The organism is Runella sp. (genome assembly GCF_027484545.1).
Lineage (GTDB): Bacteria > Bacteroidota > Bacteroidia > Cytophagales > Spirosomataceae > Runella.
On the sequence record NZ_JAIXST010000134.1, the window covers coordinates 79,661 to 104,141 of the forward strand.

29 protein-coding genes are annotated in these 24,481 nt (G+C 42.1%); 9 read left to right on the forward strand and 20 right to left on the reverse strand.

The genetic code is table 11. From position 1 onward, the window contains the following. The first annotated feature begins 41 nt into the window (after positions 1–41). A complete protein-coding gene (lpxB, locus tag Q0081_RS12410) occupies positions 42–1,151 on the forward strand; it encodes a lipid-A-disaccharide synthase (protein ID WP_298353532.1) in 1,110 nt (369 codons plus the stop codon). Here lpxB and Q0081_RS12415 read toward each other — a convergent pair whose 3' ends face one another. The 3 genes from Q0081_RS12415 to Q0081_RS12425 are packed head-to-tail and all read right to left on the reverse strand — an operon-like array spanning position 1,152 to position 2,887. Then, on the reverse strand, positions 1,152–1,694 hold the full coding sequence (locus Q0081_RS12415; protein ID WP_298353534.1) for a Uma2 family endonuclease: 543 nt from the start codon (positions 1,692–1,694) through the stop codon (positions 1,152–1,154). A gap of 51 nt (positions 1,695–1,745) precedes the next feature. Further along, positions 1,746–2,417: a DinB family protein gene (locus tag Q0081_RS12420; protein WP_298353537.1), complete on the reverse strand. Its 672-nt coding sequence runs from the start codon at positions 2,415–2,417 to the stop codon at positions 1,746–1,748. Then, positions 2,339–2,887: a hypothetical protein gene (locus tag Q0081_RS12425; protein WP_298353540.1), complete on the reverse strand. Its 549-nt coding sequence runs from the start codon at positions 2,885–2,887 to the stop codon at positions 2,339–2,341. The genes Q0081_RS12420 and Q0081_RS12425 overlap by 79 nt, the downstream gene beginning before the upstream one ends. A 333-nt stretch (positions 2,888–3,220) precedes the next feature. Here Q0081_RS12425 and Q0081_RS12430 point away from each other — a divergent pair, with 333 nt between their 5' ends. Then, positions 3,221–4,567 carry an APC family permease gene (locus tag Q0081_RS12430; RefSeq protein WP_298353543.1) on the forward strand — a complete coding sequence of 449 codons (1,347 nt, stop codon included), beginning with the start codon at positions 3,221–3,223 and terminating at the stop codon, positions 4,565–4,567. Positions 4,568–4,576: 9 nt separating this feature from the next. On the opposite strand, the gene Q0081_RS12435 is transcribed toward Q0081_RS12430, so the two are convergent. Beyond that, on the reverse strand, positions 4,577–5,350 hold the full coding sequence (locus tag Q0081_RS12435) for a metallophosphoesterase (RefSeq protein WP_298353546.1): 774 nt from the start codon (positions 5,348–5,350) through the stop codon (positions 4,577–4,579). A gap of 177 nt (positions 5,351–5,527) precedes the next feature. Between Q0081_RS12435 and Q0081_RS12440 the strand changes: the two genes are divergently transcribed. Further along, the gene (locus Q0081_RS12440) at positions 5,528–5,644 is read left to right on the forward strand and encodes a DUF4926 domain-containing protein (RefSeq protein ID WP_298353619.1); all 117 of its coding nucleotides are present in this window, start codon (positions 5,528–5,530) and stop codon (positions 5,642–5,644) included. An 11-nt stretch (positions 5,645–5,655) separates the two neighbouring features. Here the strand turns inward: Q0081_RS12440 and Q0081_RS12445 are convergent, their stop codons facing one another. Both Q0081_RS12445 and Q0081_RS12450 read right to left on the reverse strand, forming a co-directional pair. After that, on the reverse strand, positions 5,656–8,226 hold the full coding sequence (locus tag Q0081_RS12445; protein ID WP_298353549.1) for a DEAD/DEAH box helicase family protein: 2,571 nt from the start codon (positions 8,224–8,226) through the stop codon (positions 5,656–5,658). Next, the gene (locus Q0081_RS12450) at positions 8,226–10,037 is read right to left on the reverse strand and encodes a DNA methyltransferase (protein WP_409034061.1); all 1,812 of its coding nucleotides are present in this window, start codon (positions 10,035–10,037) and stop codon (positions 8,226–8,228) included. Before Q0081_RS12450 ends, Q0081_RS12445 begins: the two co-directional genes overlap by 1 nt. On the opposite strand from Q0081_RS12450, the gene Q0081_RS12455 reads away from it, so the two are divergent. Together Q0081_RS12455 and Q0081_RS12460 are read left to right on the forward strand one after the other, a co-directional pair. Then, a complete protein-coding gene (locus Q0081_RS12455; protein WP_298353556.1) occupies positions 9,942–10,346 on the forward strand; it encodes a hypothetical protein in 405 nt (134 codons plus the stop codon). The two genes, Q0081_RS12450 and Q0081_RS12455, sit on opposite strands and share 96 nt — an antisense overlap. A 93-nt stretch (positions 10,347–10,439) precedes the next feature. Then, positions 10,440–10,658: a DUF433 domain-containing protein gene (locus tag Q0081_RS12460; protein WP_253524273.1), complete on the forward strand. Its 219-nt coding sequence runs from the start codon at positions 10,440–10,442 to the stop codon at positions 10,656–10,658. A 24-nt stretch (positions 10,659–10,682) separates the two neighbouring features. Here the strand turns inward: Q0081_RS12460 and Q0081_RS12465 are convergent, their stop codons facing one another. Genes Q0081_RS12465 through Q0081_RS12475 form a run of 3 tightly spaced genes read right to left on the reverse strand, consistent with a single transcriptional unit; the run spans position 10,683 to position 13,890 of the window. Then, a complete protein-coding gene (locus tag Q0081_RS12465; protein ID WP_298353559.1) occupies positions 10,683–11,108 on the reverse strand; it encodes a putative toxin-antitoxin system toxin component, PIN family in 426 nt (141 codons plus the stop codon). Next, positions 11,101–11,298: a hypothetical protein gene (locus Q0081_RS12470; RefSeq protein ID WP_298353562.1), complete on the reverse strand. Its 198-nt coding sequence runs from the start codon at positions 11,296–11,298 to the stop codon at positions 11,101–11,103. The genes Q0081_RS12465 and Q0081_RS12470 overlap by 8 nt, the downstream gene beginning before the upstream one ends. A gap of 54 nt (positions 11,299–11,352) precedes the next feature. Beyond that, the gene (locus Q0081_RS12475; protein ID WP_298353564.1) at positions 11,353–13,890 is read right to left on the reverse strand and encodes a family 20 glycosylhydrolase; all 2,538 of its coding nucleotides are present in this window, start codon (positions 13,888–13,890) and stop codon (positions 11,353–11,355) included. 181 nt (positions 13,891–14,071) lie between these two features. Between Q0081_RS12475 and Q0081_RS12480 the strand changes: the two genes are divergently transcribed. Further along, entirely contained in the window at positions 14,072–14,329 is a 258-nt protein-coding gene (locus Q0081_RS12480; RefSeq protein ID WP_298353567.1) for a hypothetical protein, read from the forward strand. Positions 14,330–14,450: 121 nt separating this feature from the next. Here the strand turns inward: Q0081_RS12480 and Q0081_RS12485 are convergent, their stop codons facing one another. Then, positions 14,451–14,612, reverse strand: a complete 162-nt coding sequence (locus Q0081_RS12485) for a DUF1328 domain-containing protein (RefSeq protein WP_298353570.1) — start codon at positions 14,610–14,612, stop codon at positions 14,451–14,453. Positions 14,613–14,743: 131 nt separating this feature from the next. After that, positions 14,744–15,271: a DinB family protein gene (locus Q0081_RS12490; RefSeq protein ID WP_298353572.1), complete on the reverse strand. Its 528-nt coding sequence runs from the start codon at positions 15,269–15,271 to the stop codon at positions 14,744–14,746. 82 nt (positions 15,272–15,353) lie between these two features. On the opposite strand from Q0081_RS12490, the gene Q0081_RS12495 reads away from it, so the two are divergent. Continuing rightward, entirely contained in the window at positions 15,354–16,514 is a 1,161-nt protein-coding gene (locus Q0081_RS12495) for an OmpA family protein (protein ID WP_298353575.1), read from the forward strand. A gap of 4 nt (positions 16,515–16,518) precedes the next feature. Beyond that, entirely contained in the window at positions 16,519–17,412 is an 894-nt protein-coding gene (locus Q0081_RS12500; RefSeq protein WP_298353578.1) for a PE-PGRS family protein, read from the forward strand. An 87-nt stretch (positions 17,413–17,499) separates the two neighbouring features. Here Q0081_RS12500 and Q0081_RS12505 read toward each other — a convergent pair whose 3' ends face one another. Continuing rightward, positions 17,500–17,958 (reverse strand): VOC family protein, encoded by a 459-nt coding sequence (locus Q0081_RS12505; protein WP_298353580.1) that lies wholly within the window; start codon positions 17,956–17,958, stop codon positions 17,500–17,502. A gap of 83 nt (positions 17,959–18,041) precedes the next feature. Beyond that, complete coding sequence (locus Q0081_RS12510) at positions 18,042–18,329, reverse strand: hypothetical protein (RefSeq protein WP_298353583.1); 288 nt, start codon at positions 18,327–18,329, stop codon at positions 18,042–18,044. Between the two features lie 130 nt (positions 18,330–18,459). Here Q0081_RS12510 and Q0081_RS12515 point away from each other — a divergent pair, with 130 nt between their 5' ends. Then, positions 18,460–19,212, forward strand: a complete 753-nt coding sequence (locus Q0081_RS12515; protein WP_298353586.1) for an acyl-CoA desaturase — start codon at positions 18,460–18,462, stop codon at positions 19,210–19,212. Positions 19,213–19,324: 112 nt separating this feature from the next. Here Q0081_RS12515 and Q0081_RS12520 read toward each other — a convergent pair whose 3' ends face one another. The 7 genes from Q0081_RS12520 to argG all read right to left on the reverse strand — a co-directional run bounded on the left by Q0081_RS12520 (position 19,325) and on the right by argG (position 24,444). Continuing rightward, positions 19,325–20,206, reverse strand: a complete 882-nt coding sequence (locus Q0081_RS12520) for a bifunctional 5,10-methylenetetrahydrofolate dehydrogenase/5,10-methenyltetrahydrofolate cyclohydrolase (protein WP_298353589.1) — start codon at positions 20,204–20,206, stop codon at positions 19,325–19,327. A gap of 70 nt (positions 20,207–20,276) precedes the next feature. Beyond that, on the reverse strand, positions 20,277–20,642 hold the full coding sequence (locus tag Q0081_RS12525) for a VOC family protein (RefSeq protein WP_298353592.1): 366 nt from the start codon (positions 20,640–20,642) through the stop codon (positions 20,277–20,279). 201 nt (positions 20,643–20,843) lie between these two features. Further along, entirely contained in the window at positions 20,844–21,176 is a 333-nt protein-coding gene (locus tag Q0081_RS12530; protein ID WP_310586495.1) for a DUF6169 family protein, read from the reverse strand. A gap of 103 nt (positions 21,177–21,279) precedes the next feature. Further along, positions 21,280–21,423: a hypothetical protein gene (locus tag Q0081_RS12535; protein WP_298353594.1), complete on the reverse strand. Its 144-nt coding sequence runs from the start codon at positions 21,421–21,423 to the stop codon at positions 21,280–21,282. Between the two features lie 83 nt (positions 21,424–21,506). Then, positions 21,507–22,211 (reverse strand): NAD-dependent deacylase, encoded by a 705-nt coding sequence (locus Q0081_RS12540; RefSeq protein WP_298353596.1) that lies wholly within the window; start codon positions 22,209–22,211, stop codon positions 21,507–21,509. After that, the gene (locus Q0081_RS12545) at positions 22,147–23,166 is read right to left on the reverse strand and encodes an alpha/beta fold hydrolase (protein WP_298353599.1); all 1,020 of its coding nucleotides are present in this window, start codon (positions 23,164–23,166) and stop codon (positions 22,147–22,149) included. The genes Q0081_RS12540 and Q0081_RS12545 overlap by 65 nt, the downstream gene beginning before the upstream one ends. A 78-nt stretch (positions 23,167–23,244) precedes the next feature. Beyond that, positions 23,245–24,444 carry an argininosuccinate synthase gene (gene argG / locus Q0081_RS12550; protein WP_298353602.1) on the reverse strand — a complete coding sequence of 400 codons (1,200 nt, stop codon included), beginning with the start codon at positions 24,442–24,444 and terminating at the stop codon, positions 23,245–23,247. Between the last annotated feature and the right edge of the window lie 37 nt (positions 24,445–24,481).

Below are 24,481 nucleotides of genomic sequence, written 5' to 3' on the forward strand. Positions count from 1 at the left end.
ATTTTTATACATGATTTCCCCCATTGGGGATAGGGGGCTTTATGAAATACTATCTCATCGCAGGTGAGCGTTCCGGCGACTTACACGGCAGTAATCTTATCAAAGCCATTCGTCGGCATGACCCGCAAGCGGAGTGTCGGGCGTGGGGAGGTGAGATGATGCAGGCCGCAGGGGCAGAATTGGTCACTCATTACGCCGACATGGCTTTTATGGGCTTTTGGGAAGTTGCCAAAAACTTAGGAACCATTTCCGGTTTTTTAAAGAAATGCAAAGCTGATATTCTTGCCTATCGCCCCGATGTAGTGATTCTGATTGACTACGCAGGTTTCAATATGCGAATCGCTCGTTTTGCTAAAGAAAACGGCATTCGTACTTTTTATTATATTTCTCCTAAGGTTTGGGCCTGGAATCAAAAACGAGCCCTCAAACTCAAACGGTACGTAGACAAGCTGTTTGTCATTTTTCCTTTTGAGAAAGATTTCTTCCAAAAGTTTGATTATGAGGTCGATTACGTTGGGAATCCTCTTTTTGATGCCATTGCCGATTTTACGCCTAATTCCCATTTTTTAAAGGAAAACGGTTTGGATTCTCAGAAACCCATCATTGCACTTTTGCCCGGTAGCCGCCGTCAGGAAGTAGAACAGATGCTGACTCTGATGACGGCCACGAAGCCGCATTTCCCCAATTATCAATTCGTGATCGCAGGCGTCAGCAATTTGCCAAAGGAATTATACCAACCTTTTGAAAAAGAAGACATTAAGCTCGTCACGGATGCAGCTTATGACTTACTTTCAGTAGCAACTGCGGCGTTGGTCGCTTCCGGAACAGCCACGCTCGAAACGGCACTTTTTGAAGTTCCTCAAGTGGTTTGTTATAAAACAGGAAGTATCAGTTACGCCATTGCCAAGCGGCTTATCCGTGTTCCGTACATTTCGTTGGTAAATTTAATTGCCCAAAAAGAAGCCGTCAAAGAGCTGATTCAAAATGAGTTGACTCCCCAAAACATGGCTCAGGAGCTTCAGGATATTCTCCCTAAGGGCACAAAACGTGCAGCCCAACTGGAAGATTACCGTCGGGTAAAAGCGCTGCTGGGTGAAAAAGGGGCCTCGGAACGGGCAGGGGAGTTGATGGTGCAGTATCTTTTAAATTGACTATTTCAGTAAATCATCTACCGAAATTTTAAAATCATTTAAGACAGGTTCAGCAGAGCAAATATCCTGCTCTAAGCAAATAGTCACGTCTTTTACTGAAGTATAAACTTCTACCATGTCTTCTTCGGGCAACACTACCCACACTACCCGTACGCCATGTCTGAAATATTCTTTAATTTTTTTCTTTACGTCGTTGATTTGATCATTTGATGAAATGATTTCAATGCAAAAGGCTGGAATGGGCTCATCTCCTTCGCTTTTGATTTGTTCATCACTAAAAAATGCCATATCGGGACGTCTCAACTGAATACCATTGAGCATTACGTCTTGTTCGCAAATCAGTTCACCGCCTTCTTTATGGGCTGTCGTAAGCAAAAACAAGCGATTTAGTATTTTTATTATCTTCAAATGTTTTCTTTTCATACCCGTAAATCTAATCAATTCACCATCATTCCATTCGTACTTGTAGCCATCGTTAGGCTCCCAACGCTCAAATTCTTCGAGCGTGGTAGGAAATAATGCCGTTTGTGCAGTAGGTATCATAGCTGTGTATTATCCAAAATTTGTCTTTAACAAAAATAACGAATTATTGTCTCATAATACTAAACTCTCCAATTCTTTCTGTTGCCGCAAATGATGACGATGGTGCATTTCCAGATTGTGAAACCACTCGTGCGCATTGAGCCAGCCAAAAACAGGGTGGTTGAATTTGTACTCTCCCGCATCCTTAGTGATAGGCTCTATAAGTTTTTGAGCATCGTCAACTATTTTTTCAAACAAGGGACGATACTCTTCACGGGTTTTAGCGACGGGTTCAGGTCCGCGAACCGCTTCGGGAATCTTGACCTTAATAGGAGGAAAACGGTTGTAGATAAAGAGATTGTCACCGTATTGATTTTTCTCGCCGCCCAACTGACCTTTGCGCTGCTCAAGGCACCGTAAGGTATTGGCAAAAAAGAAAAAATTGGCACTAAGGTACAAGTGCTCGTACATCTGCCCCAATGACCATACATCATCCGCACTTTTATAGGCAAATTGCTCATCGGTATAGCCGTCAAGAGCCAAAATATAGCCCTGAATGATTTTCTCTAATTTTTCAAAAATTTCAGCAGGTGTTTGTTGACTGGTCATCAGTTCTTGGAATAGGGTTTTAGGAAAAATAAAATAAACGGAAATTTTTCTAACAATTACGCCTTTTTCATTTTGGGTACCATTTTCAGCAATCCGTAGATAATCAGCACAATCGTTATGGCAAAGGTCAGCCATTTACCTAATTTAAAAAACTCACAAAGTGAAGCTACTACAATGGATTGGTCAGGATAGCTTTTCAACATGGTCACAATGGTAATGTTTTCCAGATAATCAAAAATCAACGCCACAAACGGTAAAATATTGACGTAGGGAAAAGGTTTATAGCGTTTTTTGCGATATACCAAGGTAAGGATTACTCCAAATAAGAACGCGTACGTAATGGGATAAACCAAGTCAATCGTAGATTCAACAGTAGCGTAATAAGCACGCGCTTCGTCTCCGTATTCAGCTACCATCTGCAACGTCCTTTCAGGCGTAAACCCCATTGTTAAGTCAATAGGCCCCAATGTTTTACCCGCTAATATATTAATTCTTGTTTCGGCATCTTTCAAAAAATAAGCAGGAAAACTGATATAAATGGCAATGATCAGTAACAATACTTTCCAATTGGCAATGCGATCAAAGAAGAGTGAGAGTGCGTTCATACCTGTTGAGTTTTTTAGTTTCTACAAATTAAGTCAGGAACTTTCAGAAAGCGCCTTACTTGCTCCGACAATTTTCAATTATTTTCTTTCTGAATTTACTCTTATGTACCTGTTTTAAAGGTTTAACTTATTTTGAATCAAACAACGGTGAGGCTCTCAAATTTCTGCAAAATAGGGTTTAGCATAAAGAGCGCTCAATTTTCAGGCAGTTCAAAACTTGTCGAAAATTAGGCCGGTTGGCTTTTTTTTGCCAATTTAGCAACCGCCGCCCAATCCCACCGCTGTCAGCGGTTTCTACGCCGACAGGGGTATTTTTTTCAAAACCTAACTTGTATGGAAACCATTAACCCACAACCTAAAAACAATCAACTTCTCAAAATTCTTGGCGTAGGCTTCGGAATTGCCGTTACCATCGGCGGGACCATTGGCACGGGGATTCTGCGCAAACCGGGTCCCATCGCCAACGCCCTCGGAGACCCGTGGCTCATCATGGGCGTGTGGATATTGGTCAGTATCTATGCGCTTTTAGGCGTGTTGTGTACCATTGAGTTAGGGGTTACTTTCCCAAAGGCCGGTGCCTGGTATGTTTATGCAAAGCGAGCTTTTGGGGGCTATGCCGGGTTTGTTGTGGGGTTTAACAGTTGGTTGGGCACTTCATCGGCTACCGCTTTCGGTGCTTTTACAATGAGCGAGTATATCGCTTTATTGTTACCCAAAACGGCCGGGTATGAGACCTATATGTCAATTTCTATACTGGTAGGACTTGGTTTGTTGCATTGGATTGGCTTACGCACGGCAAGCCGCGCTCAGGAAATCATGAGCGTAGCCAAAGGCGTGGGACTTTTTGGGTTTGTCATCATCTGTTTTGTGTACGGAGACGCCGTCACCCCTACGCAGGTAGTCGAAACCACAGCGCAGGCGGTCCAAAAAGGCTCCATGATTGGGGCATTGATTTTTGCGTTGCAGGCCATTTTTTACACCTATGATGGTTGGCACACCGCCGCTTATTTTGCAGAAGAAGATGCGGATCCCGCCCGCAACCTTCCCAAATCCATGTTGGGTGGCTTGGCATTGATTGTGGCTATTTACCTTTTGGTGAACGCCGCAATATTATACATTTTACCCATGCCTGTTTTGCAACAATCCAAACTCGCGGCAGCGGATGCCATTACCTTAATTTTTGGAGAACAGTCGGGCAAGATTGTTACCTTCTTTTTAATGATTTCAATTTTGGGCATTGTGAACGCGCAAGTGATGTTCAACCCACGAGTGCTTTATTCCATGGGCCGCGATGGACTGTTTTTCAAGCAAGCCACCCGAGTCAATGCCGGAGGAACACCCAGTATCGCCATGCCGCTTTCGGTAGCCATGGCTGTTGTATTTATCCTAAGCGGAAAAGAAGCCAGCGGAAAACTCTCCGACATTGCCACGTTTTTCTTCGTGATTGGCTACACTTCCGGCTTTGCGTCGCTGTTGTACCTCCGCAAAACTGAGCCTGACATTCCTCGCCCGTGGAAAGTGCCGGGTTATCCTTTCATTCCCTGGATTGTACTGATTGCCTCCTTAGCGTTTTTGATTGGTGCCGGTTTTCAAGACCCAGGAAGCAGCGTCTATGCACTTGGATTTTTGGTGCTGAGTTATCCGTTGTATTTGGGGATGAAGCGGTTGAATAGGGGGTAAAATTATCAATCAAATCTCGATACACTTATTCCAGTTAAATCCCTTATTCTCCCCATAAGCACAATAGCCTAATTGATTGGTTATCAACTTTGTTTTTCCAATCTCAACGGTAGGCAAATTGGCATGGCTATGACCGTAAATCCAGTAGTTGGGTTGAGTTTCCAAAATCAGCGCGTCAAGATTAGAAGCAAACCCCTGATTGAGGGCGCTGCCCTGGTGTTTGGGGTGGACACATTGTAAAGAGGGTAAATGATGGGTCACCACCACCGTAGGAAAATCAGTAGGTTTTTGGAATTCGTTCATCAAAAAATCAAGGCAGGGTCGGTGGAGCTTATTAGTATAAATCCCCGTAGTAAGGGTGCGGCCACGGTAGCGAATCAAGTCAAAATCGGACATATTTTGTTGAATGTACATCCCTTCTATCTCACCAATGTACGACCACAAGGTGCTGAATACCAATCGTACACCTCTGTAGTCTACGCTGACATTGTTAATCAACTGTACGTTTTTATGCACATTGATATTCATCGGTTTATCTGACTGCGACACATCCCAACTGCGGTAAAACTCGTGGTTGCCACAAATCCAAAATACCTGTTTAAATTGTTTAGAAAGCTTTCTGAAAAAGTCTTTTTCTAATTTACGACTATTATAATACGTTAGATTGGTAATATCACCCGCCAAAATCAGCACATCGCCCGCCACTTCCAAAGGATAATCTTCCAAAAAGGCGGCATTGTGGTTCATTTCCAAATGCAGGTCAGAGCAGTATTGTATGTGCATAATGGCGCTGATTTCTGAGATTTTTATATTTATACTAACACATTGTTATGTTATTACAAATATACACATGATAACCCTTGAATTATAAGATGTGGTGGTATTGACGGAATCATTGCCCACACTAATCTCCGTAAAGGGGAGTTAGGCCGAGTCGCCGGTGCGAACCATTGTAGAGGTATAGACAAAGATGTTTTTTTAGTCGAGTTCGCCGATACCAAAGGTGTTACCTACGCCCTGCCCACACTTACCGCCCATCAACTGATGAAAGTTTATTTCGAGCCTGCCGTGGTTTAGGGGGACACTAACTACCTTTCATTTATTGACAATACTCCCTCTAATGACCTCACAAAATCGTTTTCGTTTTCGTAGTTGTAAAAAGGAACGGCTGTAATGACATAGCTATCGGTGTGGATTTTTAGGGTTCGTTCTTTTTCTCTTATCTCCCTCAAAAAATCTTCTTTCCATTTATCATTTCCTATCAGGTGTTTACCTTTTGGCTCAATGAAAACTTGGTACGTCAGGGCACTCTCTTTTTTCTGTTTGCAAAACAAAATAAAGTCCGGCTCAAAAGCCCTGCCGAGTCTATCAATGATTTTGATTTCTCTTTCGTTACGAATCAAGTAAATGTCTTCATATTTCTGTCCCAAGCCTTCAAAACGTCTCGCAAACATATTTACAAATGCCTTTTCTTCGCTCGTTCCGTAGTTGGCATTATAAATATACCAAGGCTCGTTGACAACCAACGTTTCCTGTCCATCAGCTCGCTCGCTGTCTTTCGGCACTTTTATTTCCTTGTCTTTGAATACTTTATGGACGTACTCTTTAATATAATCGGAGCCTTCATACGTGGTTAAATTGACTTTTATTTCTGACTCAATGGCTTGAAGCAGCCCTTGAATAGCCTGCAAATAATCTTGGTGGGTGATAGTAACAAGTCTGTTTTTTGTGCCGCTGAAAGTTACCTCCAAACTCCCCAGATAATCAGTACTGTTAATGAAATTGGAAGTTGATCCTACATTAGGGAAATACCGCATCAGGTTATTGAAATAGAAAAAGGGATTTTGAGTCAAAGCAAAACGAACGATGTGTTTGGGTATCGCTGAAAGTGCTATGTCTTTACTCTCTATTTTTTCGGTTTCGATTTCTTCTTCTGTTTTAAAAACCCCTGACATTCTGCCCACTCCCGAAGAAAGCGTATAAGCAAAGTTGCGCCTTGAGACGCCCAAGTCAGCAAATGACCGAATATTCTCGTAGCTTTTCTCTACTCTTTTGTTGTATAAAACTTGTCCCGTTTTATAAAAATCAGTCTGCTTGAAATCCCATTTGAGCGTGAGTTGTTTTGTTACCAATTTTTCATCGTCTTCATAAATACCCGATTCTACAAGGGCTTTCTTTAGCTCTGAAATGTAGCGGCTATCTTCTTTGGTGTGGTAATAGAGTTCTTCCAGAATTTTGAGGTCGTTGGTGAGGTCATCGTCATATTTTCGGGTGAACTTATCCTGCCCTTTTTCTAACGCAAACGGGAAATACCGCGCTCCTCGTCCAATCAACTGCGCTTCTGAAAGGGTGGTTGCACCAATTTTGGCATTTGAACCGCCCGTATTTTGTCCTTCATACAAACGCACAATATCGTAGAGATTCAACACATCCCAGCCTTCATTTAACTTTTGCACGGCAAAAACCGCCCTGATGGGGTTGTTTTCATCTTCTAAGGTGTTAAGCAATAACTGATTTTTTTCGGCTTCTTCGTCGTTGTTGGCACTGAGGCAATTTTCAAAGCGAAAATTGAATTTTAGCCTTCGTGAAATTTCGGCGGGTGTAATATGCTTTGAACCAAAGAACACAAAAGCCTTCCTTACAATGGGTACAGTGGCCGTTTCTCGGATTTTTTCAATGAGTTCTGCCGATAATTCATCTATCAGGCGGTGAAAATTCTCTTTATTCTGCTCTGATTCTCGGATAGTTTTCTTGGCTTTGAACAAGATAACAGGCTTCAAATTGATGTGGTGACTCGTGGCCAACTCTTGCCGATATAAGTTTAGAATCAAAGCCTGAATAATACGCTCTTGCTCATCGTACAACGACCTGATGAGGTTTATTTCCTTAGAATATTTATCGGTTCTGAACTGTGAAAGGTCGTATCTAAAAATTACTTTGTCTTGGTATTTATGCGTAATTTCTCGGCTGTCGTAATCCAGCGTTGCCGTAAATTCTAAAAGAATATTATCAAAATTTTGCTTCAAAATCTCCATTACCGTTCCTTCCCAACTTCCAAACAGTTCGCCATTGTTGCGGGTGGCCGAACTCAAATGGTGCGCTTCGTCGGCAATGAGCACTATCTTTCTGTCTTGAAAATCCTCATAAGTGATGCTGTTTTCTTTAGTGTTGTTGAGATCAAGATGGAGCTGTTGAATGGTCGTAAACTTGATGTTGATGTTTTTGTCGTCGGCACTGTCGAAGGTGTCGGTTTCTTTTACATAAACCTCTCGGCCTTCTATGACAATTTTGTCATTAAACAGGTATTTCGATGCTTGGGCGTTCAGAAAGTTATCCTTCGTTTTTTGGATGATGTTGTTGGAATCAACAAAAAACAAAAAATTTCGGTAGCCTTTTTCGTACAAATAAAGCATTAATCCTGCCATAACCAGCGTTTTGCCGCTACCCGTAGCCATGTTGTAAAGCAGATGATACGGCTTACGGGGCTTTCCTTCAAAATCCTCGTTGTACAAATACACAAACCGCTTGAAAGCCTCTATTTGATAGGGCCTTTGCCCATAGTTGGGCTTGAGATTATCGGTAATGGTATTGGGCACAACTACCCGGTTGATTTCTTTTTTACCAAACGTGTTATCAAAATTGCTATATAAAAAGCCCATTATTTCTTCGCCTGTTTTTGGTAAAACGCCTTGGTGATTTTCTTCTCGTGGTCGGTAACGGCAAAATCATCGTCATCGAGCGAAGAGAGGTTTACGTAGAGTTGATTTTTGTCTAAAATCTCTACCAAGTGCCGTTTTTGTTCTGCCAACGTCAGGACTTTAAATTCCTCTATATGAGCCTCTTGCTTTTTGATGTCCACATTGTAGTTCAGAAACGACTTGGCTTTCATAGCTTCCCATATCTCCAAAAGTGTCTCTGTATTGGAGGCTTCGGCTATCTGCTCTACAAAGGTTTGATTGTATTTTTTGAGTTCAAGATAAATGAAGGAACCACCGCCTTTCCAATTAACTGCTTTTGAAATACCATCTTGTTCGCCTTCAATTACTTTTTTAAGCCTTTCAATCACAACATTTTCAATATAATCCATTTGCTCAATGCCAATATATTGGCGATTTGTTTTATGGCAGGTTGTTGCAGTACTACCACTTCCTAGATGAAAGTCTAAAATTAAATCCATTTCATTTGAACACATTTCAATTATTCTTTGTAGTAAGGCTTCAGGTTTTTGTCCATTATCAAAATCAGAACGTTCTTTACTCATAGGATTGATGACACTTATATCACTCCATAAGCTAGAAACTGGTTGTCCTGAATATTCATCGAGATAAATTTTTCTATTGATATTTTGAGTTTTATCCTCTGGAAACCATAACTTCCCTTCTTTATCCCATTCTTTCATTTTATCTTGTGAAATAGACCATCCGTTTTTTGGCGTTTTGTAGCCTTTATATTCATACATCAAATTAGGCCTTGGATTTGGGCTTTGTAATGGGGATTTCATGAATTTTCGACCATTTTCATCAATATTTGTGAACCTTTCTTTTATGTATTTCTGTGTGTTTTCATCATCAATAGTGAAGGGGCTTTTAAATAAAAATTTATCTGTCTTTGAATACCATAAAATATAATCTACAACATTGTTTAAACGATTTGAAGGGTTTGCGCTCCCACCTCTTCTTTTCCACGTAATTTGATTTCTAAAATTTTCTCTGCCGAAAACTTCATCCAATAGAACTTTTAAATATGCAGATTCAAAATCATCAATTTGAATAAATATATTTCCATCTTTTGATAAAAGCTGTTTAGCTATTTCGAGGCGGTTTTTCATGAATGTTAACCAAGTGGAATGGTTAAAACTATCATTGTACCGAAACCCATCATTTCCCGTATTGTAAGGTGGGTCTATATAAATCAGCTTCACTTTTCCAGCAAATTCTTCCTTGAGCGAGTGGAGCGCCAAGAGGTTATTGCCTTTGATTATGAGGTTGTCAGTAATGTGGCCGTTAATATCTCGGTTAAAAAACGAGGTATTTTCTGCAACTGGTGCTGAGAAATTTAAGTATCCTTCGAGTGGTGGAGCCGTGTAGCGTTTTGCGTTGGTGAGTACCTTCGGTTCTAAAAGCTGCGTGATTTCGTCTTGGGCGAGGGTTTCATTGAAGAAAATTTCTTCGCGTTTGTCTTCTTCGCGGCTTTGCCCGCCTTCGAGTACGCAGTCTTTAAAAGGCCATACCAAGGCCACTTCGTTGCGTTGTTTCAGGTATTTTCCGTCAATGGTTAAGCCGATTTTGTTTTTGAAAGCCGTGTAGCTATCGTTCAGGAAATTTTTTTGCTCCAAAAACTGCACAAACCGATTTTGGTCAAACACCCAATGTTGATGGATTTCTTTGAAAAACTCGGCTTTGAGTTCGGGTTCATCTATGAGCAGCGAGAGCAATTCTTCATCAAAATTTTGGGCTTGGCTGATTACCACCCATTTTTTGAGGTGACCGTCGTCACTGATGAAGTTAGGTTCTTTGCGGAGGGTTTGTTCGAGGAGATTGTAAATTCTCATTGCGGTCTTAGGGTCAAAAGAAAAAGCGTGGAACGCTGCCGTTACTCTGTCTCCGAGGCCCTGAGAAGCCCACACAACAAAAGCAAGACAACGCCCACGCAGACCGCGCGAGCGTTGAGCTTTACTTTCCCTGTTGTGTTTGAAATTTCTCAGGTTTCGGATTACAGGATTATTAAGCTAAACGCTATAAATCAATATGTTGAAGTTATAATTGGCTTGTTTCGATAGAAATTGGGGTTTGTGTTTGGGTCAAAAATAGTAAAAAGGGGCGTGGACACGCTATTTTTTGTTATTTTGATTCATCCTAAAATTACAAAAGTAATGGTTATTTACAAAAACATAATCACGGTGGAAGCTGGTAAACGAGGCGGCAAACCTTGCATACGTGGAATGCGTATTACGGTAGAGGATATTTTACGTTGGTTGGCTTCTGATATGTCATTTGATGATATTTTAATGGACTTTCCAGAATTGACACGTGAAGACCTAACCGCAGCGCTCGAATTTAGTGCTAATCGTCAGCACCGAACTTTAGCCTGACATTGGTACAACTGTATAGAAAAATTAAGATAACTTATCTTTATACCTTGTTTCAAACTCTTCATATTTGAGAATACTGAATTTAGGAAAATCGTTGTTTTTCAATACATTAAAATGTTTATCATTCCCCACAATATGGTCGGCATTGGCCACAATGTAACAATCTACGAATTTATCGTCGTCGTGGTCGGCTTCTATTAAATACCAGCGAAAAGAAGGAGTAACGAGCAGTATATTAGGTAAAAGCAATAAGTAATTCAACATTCCATCAACCCGCTCTATACCATATCTTTGAGCCACTATTTCTTCATATTCAAGTAGAATATCTGTCGTCAAACATAATTCAAATTTACCAGCCAACAGATACTGATAAATCCAATGATATTTATACTGAGGAGCTAACGACACCAAAAATACGTTGGTATCCAGTACAATACGCAGTTTAGTCATTTAGCCATTTTTCTAAATCTTCTTCTGAAATGCCTTTTTCTTCTACGGCTTTGCCAATTTTAGAAATCAATTTATCAGAGAAATAATTAGCAAGCATCTGTTTTACAGCCAGTAAATCTTCTTGTGAAGGTTGAAATGAGTACACCTTCAAAAGTTCTAATTGTAAAGGTGATAGTTTTTGTGCTGTCATTTTTTATCCTGTTTCGTTAAACGAAGTTACACAAAATAATAATGATTTTAACATTTACGGATTCACCTCCACCGTTCTTCCCGCACGACCATTTGCTCCAAATACCTTCATTTTAATACGTTTGCTCACCGGAAGCGGCTGCGAATAAATAGCACTGTTGGCGGTGGGTTCAGAGCCATCGGTGGTGTAACGAATGGTCAAGCCGGGCAATTGAACATTGGCCATCACTTGATTGCCTTCCACGATTGCTCCTGCCGTTGGTAAACGATAGGCAAAGCCTCCGGCCAAATAATCCAAGCGAGGAAGTTCGCGTTTTCCTAACTGATTGACAAAAATTGACCACGCTTTCTCATACGATTTTTCATCGGCTTCGGCCGCCCAAGTGGGTGTTGGAGCCCAGGCACGCTCAGCCATACCAATCAATTTTGGCAACATCATGTACTCCAGTCGTTCGGGTGAATTGAGGGTTTCGCTCCAGAGCAACCCCTGAATTCCCACGATGTTTTGTTTTCCATAATCGGTCAGCCGTTCTTTCCCGTTGAAAATAGATCGGTCGAGGACATTACCCAAACGGTCTTCTTTGGAATTTTTGAAATAATCGTAGGGAATAAATGAAAACGGCTTGTCTACGTCGGAATACGCTCCCCAATAATACCCCGGCTCATCAAAGGATTTATAGTACGACATGTCAAAGTACAGGTGAGTGACACACGACAACACCACTTTATAGCCGGCATTGGCCAGTCGATACGCCAAATCTTCGGCCCCCCAGCCCAATACATTGTTCCAAACATCTACCTGTACCTCCTGACCGACAAAATCGGGATTGGGAATGATATGACTTTTGCCGTCAAGCATGGTTTTCCGCATCGCAATTTCTTCCCAACCGTACAGGTAAAGCCCTTTTTTCTGCACCATATCGTTGATTTTACCGTAGAAATAATACCACAAATCGTCAGTAGTTTTGAGCTCGGGATTTAGTTGGCGCAGTTTAGCCACCGCTGGCGATTGAGTCCAAACTCCTATCGGAACTTCGTCACCTCCGTAGTGAATGGTTTCAATAGGTGCACCCGCTTCGCGATACATGGCCAAAATCTCATCCGTAACCGTTTCCAAAAAACGATAGACGGAGGGCATAGCTACATTAATGACATTGTCGTTGTACATCTGTACCGAACGGTACGAGGAGCGGTCGGCAGGGTCGTATAAAAGGTATTTTTCGGCTTCGTCTTTGCGTCCTTCGGCCAGTTTGGTAACGTATCTTGCTTCCATGGCCTTTACTGCCGCCCGGGCATGACCCGGCGCTTCGATTTCGGAAATGACCTTAATGTGACGGGCATTGGCATAACGCAATATGTCCACAAATTCCAATCGGCTATAATAACCGCTGCCCGCACTGTTCATCGCCTCCGGTCCTGAACCATACGCCGGGGGAAGGCTTTTGAGTGGAACATCCGAATGACCGCGCATAGCCCCCACCTGCGTCAACTCGGGCAGGGATGGTATTTCCAAACGCCAACCTTCATCGTCTGAAAAGTGCAGATGAAGTACGTTGAGTTTATAAAAACCCATCAGGTCGAGCAATTTTAACAGTTGTTTTTTGGAATGAAAATGACGGGCTACGTCCAACATAATGGCTCGGTGCCCGAAGCGGGGCTGATCGCTTACTTCAACCCCCGTAACCGTTAGACTTGATTGCGTCTTACCCCAAGAGGAAGGAGGCAATAAAGCCAATAGGGACTGAATTCCATAAAAAGCCCCTGCTCGGTCGGATGCGGCAATTTCAATTCCTTTCTCATTGACCATCAACCGATATGCTTCTTTGGGCATATTTTCAACTCGAAATACAATGGCCGATGCTGCGCCTGATTTTCCGTTAGCTATGGGTAGTGTTTTTCCCAACATTCCACTCAATTGTGAATTCAAAAAAGCAGCTTCTTCCTTTAATTCGGCAGGGGCAACCAACTCAGTTTGAGGTGTTATCACAAAAGGAGTTCCCCGCTCGCGATATTGCTGTGGGCTTGGAATGATTTTGGGAAGGTCTTTTTCTTCAATGGCTTGGATGGCTTTGTTTTGGGCAAATGTCTTTTCGGGGGTAATCACTCCAAGATTATCTCCGGCAAAGCGTTGAAATTGGCGGGATTGCGTAGAAGATTTAATGGAATAATCCGTCAGTGAATAGCCTTTTCCTGGCTGTTGGTCCCATACCCAATACAAACCGGCAGGCCCATCCGTAAAATTAATGACCCATGCCTCCGATATAAGCTTAATCTCTAAAGAAGCACCCGGTTTTAGCCCTTGAAAATTGGCCGTAGGCAGCAACTGAAACAAATCACCGTTGACGTGTTTAACTTTTAAGTCAGCCGACAACGTGGTGTCTACTTTTCGTACGAAATTGAAATAAAAGCTCCAACCGTTCTTAGGAAGCGCTTTTTTACCAGTATTGGTGATGGCAAAAGCGGTCAGCGATGCCGATTTTCCCTGATGGTTATTTTCAATAATTTCCCAACTGATTTTTAAAGAAGGAGCCGCTAATTGCGCCTGTAAACCGGTTGAAATCAACACAAACAGTAAAAATAAATAACGAATCATTTGAACTCAGATAGTTTAATAAAATAAGACGAAGGGGTGACAAGCAGCAAAAGTAAATGAACATTGCCGGAGTTGAAATTTTGTTTAGCAAAACGTTTTGTAAAAAACCGCATGTACTCCATTTTGCAAGTAAATTCACTCCAAAAATCACGCATGAAGTCTCCAAATTACCTTCCAACGATTGAACCCGTTTTTTCAACTGACTATCCTGAAGTGGTGGATGTGTGGGAGGCATCTGTGCGAGCCACGCATCATTTTTTACCCGAAACTGGTCATTCTCCACGCTATCAACGATTTGAAGGTAAAAAAAGTAGATGTAAATGAGCAAAACCCGCAAGCCATAGGATTTTATGAACATATACGTTTTGAAATTATCAACCGCTCCGAATTAGACGGATTGGGCAAGCCTTATCCGATTCTGCACATGCAGCTGGGCTGATATCTTTGCTATAAAAAAGCGGAGGTTAAAAGGCAATGCCTCCTGACCTCCGCTTTTTGCGAATTACAAATTCGCTGCAATTTAGTTCGAGATTGTAAATCTCGAACAGCATTACGTTTACCTATATTCTTCTTCTGCCTGCAATTAGGCTAATTAAAAAGAGCACAATGGTAATGTAGAAAACAATTTTAGCTAAGCCGGCAGCGCTCGCGGCAATGCCTCCAAATCCAAAAAGAGCGGCAACTATCGCTACAATCAACAAAATAACAGTCCAGCGTATCATGTCAGTAAGTGTTTTTGGGTGCGAATAATTTATTTTATTCTATTCTTTAAAACTCTCTTACCGGCTGAATTTCGGGATATATTTTACTGATTTTATGCTATTTTTAACCAAAGTGTAGAAAAAAATCCCCACTAACTGGGGGTTGATGTTCGGCATATTCCCACTGTTACAATCAATTGCCCCACATGCCGCTGTGTATGCTCCGCTGCGTGGAAAAGTAACCCCAAGACCGTAGAGGGAATTTGCGCGCGTCCGACTCCGCGTATTTCTGTAAGGGTTCCCTCGTCAGTATGCTGAATTTGGTTTAACGCCTTATCTATTTGTTTACTGAAAAGTTGAAATAAAGCCTCAAATGAATCTGCACCTTCCTGAGACTTGCCTTCGTTGGCAAGCCATTGCAATTGTGCGGCGTTTAGTGATTCTCCCCGTGCATACGTTAACAGGCGGTCGAGAACACCCGTTAAATGCTGTAAATGAAATCCTGCCGATGCCATTCCGGCGGGTCGTGTCCACAGTTGATTCTCTGGAAAATTATGGCCTAATGTCTCTACTTCTTCACGGGCTTGCAGCAACGCATGAGCAACGGGTTGCAATAAAGGGGGAATGTTAGGAAGCGGGCCTCGCAGCCAAACTTCCCGAGTTTCGGATAAATGTTTCAACGTATCTTTGGCTATATTTTTCTAAATTTGAACATAAATTGCCAAAGTAATCGTTCATACACCGCAAATCCTACTCTATTTTATGCGTTGCTTTCTGTTTTTGTTGGTGGCAATTTGGGCGTTTGTGTCGGGCGTGCAAGCCCAACGCATGGGTGTGTATCGGTTTGATACAACCTTGGAAGAAGAATCGGGAAAACTACCCGCATTCAAGCCTCTTGGCCAACCCGGCACCTATCAGGAAGAGAAACTTCCTGAGTTAAAAAATGCCAAACGAACGGTATACGCTTTTGAGAAAAATTGCGGCCTTCAATTTGACAATCGTGCCGCCAACGGTTTTCTGGGCGGCTCTTACACCATCGAAATCTATTTTCGATTTTTGGCTTTAGACAGTTGGAAACGAGTTATTGACTTCAAAAATCGAAAGTCAGACAACGGTTGTTATGTCTACGAAGGCAAACTTAATTTTTACAACTTTGCCATGGGAACTAAAGCACCTGTAAACCCCAACGAATACACGCATTATGTGGTCTCGCGCGATGCCAAAACGCAACAACTCAAAATGTACGTGGACGGCGAGTCAAAAGTGCAATTTACGGACAAATTTGACCAAGGCGTAATTGACGATGATGGAGTTTTAAATTTCTTTTTTGATGACCTTATCGTAAAAGAAGAAGCCAGCGAAGGAGCCGTAGCGATGATAAAAATCTACGATTATGTCGTTGACCCCGCCACCATAAAACGTGGTTTTTTACTTCTCAATGAGGGAATTACCAAATCCATTGCGGTAAAAACACCGCCCGTTATCACACCTGCACTTCCCGCTGCCACACCTCCTGTTGCTGCTGCGACCGAAAAACCAAAATCATATACCAATTTTGAGGAGAAAGCCGTTGCTATTGGAGCATCTATTGTTCTAAACAACATTCGGTTTGTGCAAAGTAAAGCGGAACTATTACCTGAATCGGATGCCGAGCTCAACCATTTGTGGGAATTTATGCGCGAACATCCAACTGCCGAAATTGAGCTCCAGGGTCACACCGACAACCAAGGAGATTTTGACTTGAATCTGGCATTATCCAAACAACGGGTAGAAGCCGTGAAGGCTTTTTTAGTTTCTAAAGGAGTTGCCGCTCAACGCATTTCGGGCAGAGGATTTGGCTCCACACGACCTATTGCCAACAATAATCGAGAAGAAACTCGCCGGCTTAATCGACGGGTTGAATTAGTAATTAAAAAAATTTGACAGCGTGAAAAATCTCATTTTCCTACTTTTTATCTGCACTTTAATAGTAACCTCGTGCCAAGACCCAACTCCCGACCCAACGCCGGGCGGCGAACTTTCGGACGTTTTTTCTGAAACACCAACGATAAGTCCAATTACGCCCTCTAACCAACTCGACGAGGCTTCTGGTTTGGCAGACAGTCAAAAACAGTCGGGGCTTTTATGGACGCACGGAGATGCGGGCTCGCCCGATGAGATTTATTTACTGAATCGTCAGGGGAAATTAGTGGGAACCGTAAAAACGCCGTTTAACAACTACGATTGGGAAGACGTAGCCATCGGTCCCGGCCCTCAAACGGGTGAAACCTATCTTTACCTTGCCGACATTGGCGACAACGGCAGCAGTCAGGACGTTAAGCGCATTTATCGTTTCCCCGAACCCAGCAATCCTTCTTCCACCATTACGGCTTTCGGCCGTATTCAATTCCGTTATCCGGACGGCTCTTTTGATGCTGAAACAATCCTATTGGACCCTCTCACGAGAGATTTGTTTGTTGTAACCAAATGGCTTCCTAAAGCACGACTTTATCGGTTGGCCTATCCACAATCTACTAATGAAGTTATAACGGCTCAAAAAATAGGTGAAATGACCGTAGGAAGTGACTTAACAGGAGGAAGTATCTCCGTAGTGGGTACCGAAATAGTAGTACGTGGTTATACCGCCATTAATTATTGGAAACGAAAAACAACGGAAAGTGTGGGCGAAGTACTGCTTCGAGCTCCCAACAAAACCCTTCCGTATCTTTTTGAACCACAGGGAGAAGCTGTCAGTTTTGCTAAAAATAACAATGGCTATTTCACGCTGAGTGAGCGCAATATTGCCCCTTCTGTCAATCTGTATTTTTACGTCAGAAAGTAAAGGAAGTCAACAGTTTACAGTTATTAGTTTACAATTTAAACACCCTTGTTTATAATCTGTCCATAGCTTTTATTGAGTAAACTGAAACTATTTCCACTCGTTCAACTCCACTAAATACCCATCAGGGTCAGCTAAGTAAATCTGAACTACGCCATCAAAACGTACCTGTTTATGAAAAGGCAGTTTAAGCTTGGTCAAATACGCTTCCGCTTTTCCCATTGAACTCACAAAAACCGCAAAGTGGCTCCCGTTCCGGTCATTGACCACGGGCTGAGTACGCCCCGCTAATAAATGAATTTGTTGGTCGGTCCCAATCTTAAACCAAGCCCGAATGGCTTTTAGATTGTCAGGAACTTCAATGCGATCCAATTGCAAAACCTCTCCATAAAATTTAGCACTTACCTGAATGTCGGCTACTTGCAAGGCAATATGATTGTGTTTTACAATTCCGATTTTATCTTGTGAAAATGCTGATAAACAAGCCACTAAAGTCAAAACAAATGTAAGTTGAATGGAAATCTCATTGGGGAAGTACGTTTTACGCAAAAAGGGATGGTTGTTATCTTGAAAAGGGATATCGGATAAAGATATACCTGAATAGAATTCCGCAGAATGGGGATTCCGGGCTCTTATAACCATCCTTTTACTAATTCTTCCCATTCCCGCTCCAACGAGTAGGTCGGCATTTCGGCACGGGAGCGTCGGTACCAATAACCAGCATTCCACTGATCTCCTTCTTTGCGATGCAAATACGCGTGCAGGCGGTCATACTCACGCGTTCCTTCGCGCGACTGCGCTATTTCGTGGGCTTTTTCCCAATTGTCTTTGGCATCATACCAAAGGGCTTGCACCAAAATAGGGCATTGAGTTGGCGGTTGAGCTTCGGTCAGCGAAGCCATAAAATCGTTAACAGTCATCGTATTTCTAAATTAATCTTCCGGTTTACAGTAATTGGCAAAAAACAAAAAAAGCTGATTTTCCTCATCTTTTCTTAAAAATCCCACCGGTACTTTTGCAAGACGATACTCTCAATCCATCTTTCAAATTATGTATATTCTTGTATTTTTCGTAGCCCATTGGTATTTATCACTTTTAATGCAGACTTTCTTTTTGCACCGCTACGCAGCCCACAAAATGTTTACAATGAGTCCATTTTGGGAAAAATTCTTTTACGGTCTCACATTCATTTTCCAAGGTTCGTCATTCTTAAGTCCGTATGCGTATGGTGTCATGCACCGACTTCATCATGCCTACGCTGATACCGAGGAAGATCCACATTCTCCCAGTTTTTCATCAAGTTTGTTTGATATGATGTGGAAAACTAAAAATTACTACAATACTATTTTGCATCACGAAGATAAAATACCTGCTAAATTTAAGAAAGATGTTCCTCACTGGGAATTTATCGAAAGGTTAGGCGACTTCTGGGCTATCCGCATAGGCTGGGGCGTGTTATACACTTTGTTTTATATCCAATTTGCTACGGCTTGGTGGATGTTTTTACTGCTGCCTATCCACTTTCTGATGGGGCCTGTACACGGTGTCATTATCAACTGGTACGCTCACAAATACGGCTATATTAACTTTAAAGTAAACGATACTGCTAAAAATTTGCTTCCGTTTGATTTTCTGATGATGGGTGAATCATATCACAACAATCATCACAAACTCGGTGGACGTGCCAATTTTGGCGTGAAATGGCACGAATTTGACCCTACATTCCCATTCATTTTATTTTTGAATGCAACGGGAATCATCAAGCTGAAACGCAATAATGATTTGAATTACATGCCGAATTAGGAACAAGTTATTCGTTATCTGTTAAATCGTTAACCGTTAAGATCTCAGCGTAAAATTGGGCAATTAACTAATAACAATTAACAGCGGGGCCGCCCGCGCAGTAACGGCTACACTATTTAAAAATCGCCTTTTTAGAAGCCAAAAGTGTGTTGGTCAACAACCCGCAAATGGTCATTAAGCCCACGCCACCCGGCACGGGCGTAATGAAACTTGATTTGGGCGCTACTTCATCAAATTTTACATCACCTTTGATAGCAAACCCGCTCTTTTTGGAAGCATCGGGTACGCGAGTAATACCAACATCAATTACCACGGCTCCTTCTTTTACGTAGTCGGCGGTGATGAATTCAGGGCGTCCCAACGCAGCAATCAAAATATCGGCACTCTGACAAACTTCTTTCAAGTTATGAGTGCGACTGTGGCAAATCGTAACCGTGCAGTTACCCGGAGAGGTGTTACGCTGCATCAAAATACTCATCGGAAGTCCTACGATTTGGCTGCGGCCTACAACCACGCAATGTTTCCCTGCGGTTTCAATTTTATAACGTTCAAGCATTTCCAAAATCCCAAACGGAGTAGCCGAAATATAAGCAGGCAATCCTTTACACATCCGCCCGACGTTGATAGGATGAAATCCGTCCACGTCTTTTTCGGGAGCAATGGCTTCCATTACCGTGTTTTCGGAGATATGAGCCGGCAAAGGCAACTGCACGATAAATCCGTCTACATCGTCATCGTAATTCAAGTCTTGAATATGCGAGAGCAATTCCGCCTCCGAAGTAGTATCAGGCAAGCTGATTAAGGTAGAGGTAAATCCGATTTCTTCACAGCTTTTGATTTTAGAAGCTACGTAGGTTTCACTCGCCCCGTTGTTGCCTACCAAAATAGCCGCTAAGTGAGGCTTTTTACCCCCCGTCGCTTTGATTTTATCGGTTTCTAATTTGATTTCAGCCTTTACCTGTGCTGACAGTGCTTTGCCATCGAGAAGTTGCATTGAGAAATATTTTATTTTTATCAGCGGAAACAACCCATACAAAATTCGTTGCCTCCAAAATCATACACAATTAAGGTTGAGGCAATTGAAAGTATGGATTTTCAATAATTCCCAGCACATTACCCAACGGGTCTTTTACCGTTGCCACTTTAATGGCATCGCCTACATCGCGGATTCCGTCATGGGAAGCCGCTCCAATGGAAAGTAGATAATCCCAGGCTTCTTCGATGTTTTCAACGCCCCAATAAAGCGTTTGGCCATTTTCGCCCACGGTAGTATTGGGATCAAGTCCCAATTCATATCCTCCTATGTTAAATCCAACATAAAAAGGTTCGTCAAAATAAGGTAAAACACCCGTAGCCTGAATATACCACTTCTTGAGTGCTTCCAAATCAGGCGCGGGATAAATGATCGTACGAAGTCCGAGAAATTTCATTTGCAGAAAAGCAGTTTACACTCGTTATTAAACGTATTCTTCCAACAGTTTCTTTTTCAACAATTCCATACCCACCGTTGCTTTTTCCTGTTCAAAAAACCTAAACTCCCATAATCCGTTAAAAATTAATTTTTAGGGATTTTATGATTTATTTGGGGAAATTATTCCAATTATTGATGATTGGGATTTACACCATAATATCTATTTGAGATAAGAACGTAGAAATCGAAAATCCGCTTCAAAACGTTCCAACAAAGGATTTTGTGTAGAGGTAATAGCAGAAATATAGACTATATCCTCAAATTCTTCGTCGAATTTCATAAAGCTGTTACTGGCATAGCGTCGAAACCAGCGTTCAAAAAGACGCTTCCTATGGGCTTGCCTCCCGTCAGCCTGATCACAAACATATAAAATAACGTTGTGATTGTGTTGCGCAAAAAACTTTATCAACAAATATAAAAGAGTTTCAGAAGTACGCTGGTCGAAGCCTGTCTCACCAATATCCGAAGTGGGTTCAAAACCGAATATTTTCAGGTATTCACTGTAGGAACTATCTGGAAAATAGCCTGTCGCATCAGTAAAATAAACATAATAGGTAACTCCTTATTCATTATCAAAGTAGAAACCCTGTTCGGTTTCAAGAATGAGATAAGGAGAAAGGTTTGACAAATTTGATACCATCTTCAGTAGCGGCACGCTCCATTCCTTTGGCTTGAATCGCTTTCTTATCAGCCAAGATTTTTTGGGCTATGTTTTTTAATGTTTTTCGTTCGGCTTTCATTATCTGTTTAGTTTTCACAAAGTTCTCTATTTTTATAACACCTGCAAAATACAAAACATTCATCAGCATTGCTTTTGCTAATTCTAAACGTATTCTTCCAACAGTTTCTTTTTCAATAATTCCATACCCACCGTTGCTTTTTCCTGAATAAAAGTAACGTATTTGGTACTTCCTGACATTTCGGGTGTCTTGGGGTCTATCACAAAAACAGGCACCCGAGGTCGAACATAATATACCAAACCTGCCGCAGGATACACCACCAACGACGTTCCTACTACTATAAAAATATCAGCTTGTTCAGCCAATTCAACGGCGGGTTCCATCATCGGAACTTCTTCATGAAACCATACAATATTAGGCCTTAATTGGCTTCCTAATTCGCATTTATCTCCTAAGTTAAGTTCCCAGCCTTCAATATCATATACCAAGCTTGGGTCTTTAGTACTTCGAGACTTATACAGTTCGCCGTGTAAGTGGAGCACCTTGGCAGAGCCTGCCTTTTCGTGCAGATTATCTACGTTCTGAGTAATGATTTGAACGTCAAAATAGCGTTCCAATTCTACCAAAATCAAATGAGCAGCGTTGGGTTGCGCCGTAAGCCCCTGTTTACGACGTTCGTTATAAAAATCCAACACCAATTGCGGATTTTTACGCCAGCCTTCGGGCGTGGCTACATCTTCAATGCTATACCCTTCCCACAAACCATCAGAATCGCGAAAGGTCTTAATACCGCTTTCGGCGCTGATACCCGCGCCCGACAGGACGACTAACTTTTTTTTGACTGGCATATTCTTCCAAGACAAATCGTTGCAAAAAAGGATTTACTTGCTCATAAAACGCCGTTGGATTGTCCAACCACGGAAAATGATGCGCTCGGTCAATTACTGAAATCATGGCGTTGGGAAGTGATTTTTTCCAGTAATTCACCAACCCATTGAGATTGAACCGTTGCCGCGACAATACCACCATCACCGGAATATTCCGGGTGCGAAGGGTAGTAACACAATCAAACGGCTTAGGAACAAATTTACTGCTAACTCGGCTCTTTACCGCCACATTGCGTACTTTTTCAAACAAAAAATCGGCAGCAATCGGTTCATGCAATGTATCGTGTACGTAGGTAGCCGCCTGAAAATTCATAATGGCTTTGGCACGGGCAAGCGAATCGGTTGAAACAGTTTGAAGATAAGTCTGCAATCGCTGAAAACGTTGATTGATTACATCCTGCGACAACATCCCTGAAAAACCATAATCTTCATAGGTGTCAAAGTAAGTATCGGTTGCCTGAGCAGCCACCTCACTCATTGAAGTAGGATTGATAAGTACCAATTGCGCCAAATGCGTTCCTGCCTCTGAGGCATACGCACAGGCGATTTTTGCTCCGAATCCATGTGCAATAACCGACCATTTCGGAATTCGTAACACCATCCGCAGTGCTTCAATATCAGCAACAGCCTTATTAAAATTAACGGTTGTATCGTTAATATAAGGAAAACGGCTTTTTCCCGTAGCTCGAGGATCGTAGTAAACAACGCGATTGGTTTCGGATAGTTTTTTAACCAAGTCTTTTAGGTAAGTAGATGAGTTCCCTACATCACTGACCACCAACACAGGACTTCCACTGCCAACAATTTTGAAGTACAAATTGGCCCCGCTATTGCAAATTGCCCAGCCTTCGCTTTGGGCTTTTGTAATCAACGAAACCAATAACAATAGGGAAATAAGGAATAAATTTTTTCTCATTCGGTTGTGTAATCCTTACAGGTTTGCGAGACGTCGCACCGTAAAAACGGGGACGTCCAGTCCTGTAAGGATTGATATTCACTGATTCAACTCACTGATTTTCTGATAAATCATCACTTGATTAGAAGCCACTTTAGCAAAGCCGCGTACATCGTCACCCGTCCAGGCATTGTTCATCTCTCCATAACTGCCAAATACCGGAGACATTAGGTCATAGCTTGACTCAATTCCTTCTACGTGGAAACGATAAGGAGCCAAATACACATGAACCTGTCCTGATACGTGCTGTTGGGTATCAGTCAAAAATGTTTCGATATTACGCATCACCGGCTCCATAAACTGTCCTTTGTGCAGAAGACTTCCGTACCAGTTGGACAATTGTTCTTTCCAGTACAATTGCTGCTCACTCAACACGTGCTTTTCAAGTGTATGATGCGCTTTGATAATTACTAAAGGCGCAGCGGCTTCAAAACCTACGCGGCCTTTGATTCCAATGATGGTATCGCCTACGTGAATATCACGGCCAATTCCGAAAGGAGCCGCTATCTCTGAAAGTTTTTGAATTATTTCTACGGAACTCATCGCCTGTCCGTTCAGGGAAGACAATTCACCTTTTTCAAAACTTAAAGTTACCCGTTCAGGCTCCGATTTGCTTACCTGCGTTGGAAATGAACTTTCGGGTAAATATTTATCAGAAGTCAACGTTTCTTTCCCCCCTACTGACGTTCCCCAAAGTCCTTTGTTGATGGAATAGGCCGCTTTATGCCATTCCTGATCTACGCCTTTTGATTTCAAATACTCAATCTCCGCATCCCGCGATAAACGCAAATCGCGAATCGGCGTAATAATTTCTGCTTCGGGCATAATGATGCGGAACGCCATGTCAAAGCGCACTTGGTCGTTGCCCGCCCCTGTACTTCCGTGGGCAATGGCCTGTGCACCAATCTTTTTGGCAAATTCAGCAGCAGCAATGGCCTGAAAAATACGCTCCGCACTTACCGATAACGGATACGTGTTGTTTTTCAGGATATTACCAAATATTAAATACTTGATACATTGATTATAATAATCATCCGTTTTGGAAATAGTAGCGTGGGCTTTGACTCCGAGCGAATACGCGCGCGCTTCGATAGCTTTCAAATCTTCTGCCGAAAACCCACCTGTATCCACCAACACCGAGTGGATTTCATAACCGAGATCTTCTGACAGATACTTGACACAAAAAGAGGTATCCAGACCTCCGCTAAATGCTAAGACAACTTTCTTTTTTTCAGACATGGATGGTAAATACAGTTAACTTTTAACTTCAAAATCA

Excerpts from the sequence above, each read along its gene's own strand:
- lpxB (WP_298353532.1), top strand. The coding sequence starts at position 42 with ATGAAATACTATCTCATCGCAGGTGAGCGTTCCGGCGACTTACACGGC.
- Q0081_RS12415 (WP_298353534.1), bottom strand. The coding sequence starts at position 1,694 with ATGATACCTACTGCACAAACGGCATTATTTCCTACCACGCTCGAAGAA.
- Q0081_RS12420 (WP_298353537.1), bottom strand. The coding sequence starts at position 2,417 with ATGGCTGACCTTTGCCATAACGATTGTGCTGATTATCTACGGATTGCT.
- Q0081_RS12425 (WP_298353540.1), bottom strand. The coding sequence starts at position 2,887 with ATGAACGCACTCTCACTCTTCTTTGATCGCATTGCCAATTGGAAAGTA.
- Q0081_RS12430 (WP_298353543.1), top strand. The coding sequence starts at position 3,221 with ATGGAAACCATTAACCCACAACCTAAAAACAATCAACTTCTCAAAATT.
- Q0081_RS12435 (WP_298353546.1), bottom strand. The coding sequence starts at position 5,350 with ATGCACATACAATACTGCTCTGACCTGCATTTGGAAATGAACCACAAT.
- Q0081_RS12445 (WP_298353549.1), bottom strand. The coding sequence starts at position 8,226 with ATGGGCTTTTTATATAGCAATTTTGATAACACGTTTGGTAAAAAAGAA.
- Q0081_RS12455 (WP_298353556.1), top strand. The coding sequence starts at position 9,942 with ATGGATTTCTTTGAAAAACTCGGCTTTGAGTTCGGGTTCATCTATGAG.
- Q0081_RS12460 (WP_253524273.1), top strand. The coding sequence starts at position 10,440 with ATGGTTATTTACAAAAACATAATCACGGTGGAAGCTGGTAAACGAGGC.
- Q0081_RS12465 (WP_298353559.1), bottom strand. The coding sequence starts at position 11,108 with ATGACTAAACTGCGTATTGTACTGGATACCAACGTATTTTTGGTGTCG.
- Q0081_RS12470 (WP_298353562.1), bottom strand. The coding sequence starts at position 11,298 with ATGACAGCACAAAAACTATCACCTTTACAATTAGAACTTTTGAAGGTG.
- Q0081_RS12475 (WP_298353564.1), bottom strand. The coding sequence starts at position 13,890 with ATGATTCGTTATTTATTTTTACTGTTTGTGTTGATTTCAACCGGTTTA.
- Q0081_RS12485 (WP_298353570.1), bottom strand. The coding sequence starts at position 14,612 with ATGATACGCTGGACTGTTATTTTGTTGATTGTAGCGATAGTTGCCGCT.
- Q0081_RS12495 (WP_298353575.1), top strand. The coding sequence starts at position 15,354 with ATGCGTTGCTTTCTGTTTTTGTTGGTGGCAATTTGGGCGTTTGTGTCG.
- Q0081_RS12510 (WP_298353583.1), bottom strand. The coding sequence starts at position 18,329 with ATGACTGTTAACGATTTTATGGCTTCGCTGACCGAAGCTCAACCGCCA.
- Q0081_RS12515 (WP_298353586.1), top strand. The coding sequence starts at position 18,460 with ATGTATATTCTTGTATTTTTCGTAGCCCATTGGTATTTATCACTTTTA.
- Q0081_RS12520 (WP_298353589.1), bottom strand. The coding sequence starts at position 20,206 with ATGCAACTTCTCGATGGCAAAGCACTGTCAGCACAGGTAAAGGCTGAA.
- Q0081_RS12525 (WP_298353592.1), bottom strand. The coding sequence starts at position 20,642 with ATGAAATTTCTCGGACTTCGTACGATCATTTATCCCGCGCCTGATTTG.
- Q0081_RS12535 (WP_298353594.1), bottom strand. The coding sequence starts at position 21,423 with ATGAAAGCCGAACGAAAAACATTAAAAAACATAGCCCAAAAAATCTTG.
- Q0081_RS12540 (WP_298353596.1), bottom strand. The coding sequence starts at position 22,211 with ATGCCAGTCAAAAAAAAGTTAGTCGTCCTGTCGGGCGCGGGTATCAGC.
- Q0081_RS12545 (WP_298353599.1), bottom strand. The coding sequence starts at position 23,166 with ATGAGAAAAAATTTATTCCTTATTTCCCTATTGTTATTGGTTTCGTTG.
- argG (WP_298353602.1), bottom strand. The coding sequence starts at position 24,444 with ATGTCTGAAAAAAAGAAAGTTGTCTTAGCATTTAGCGGAGGTCTGGAT.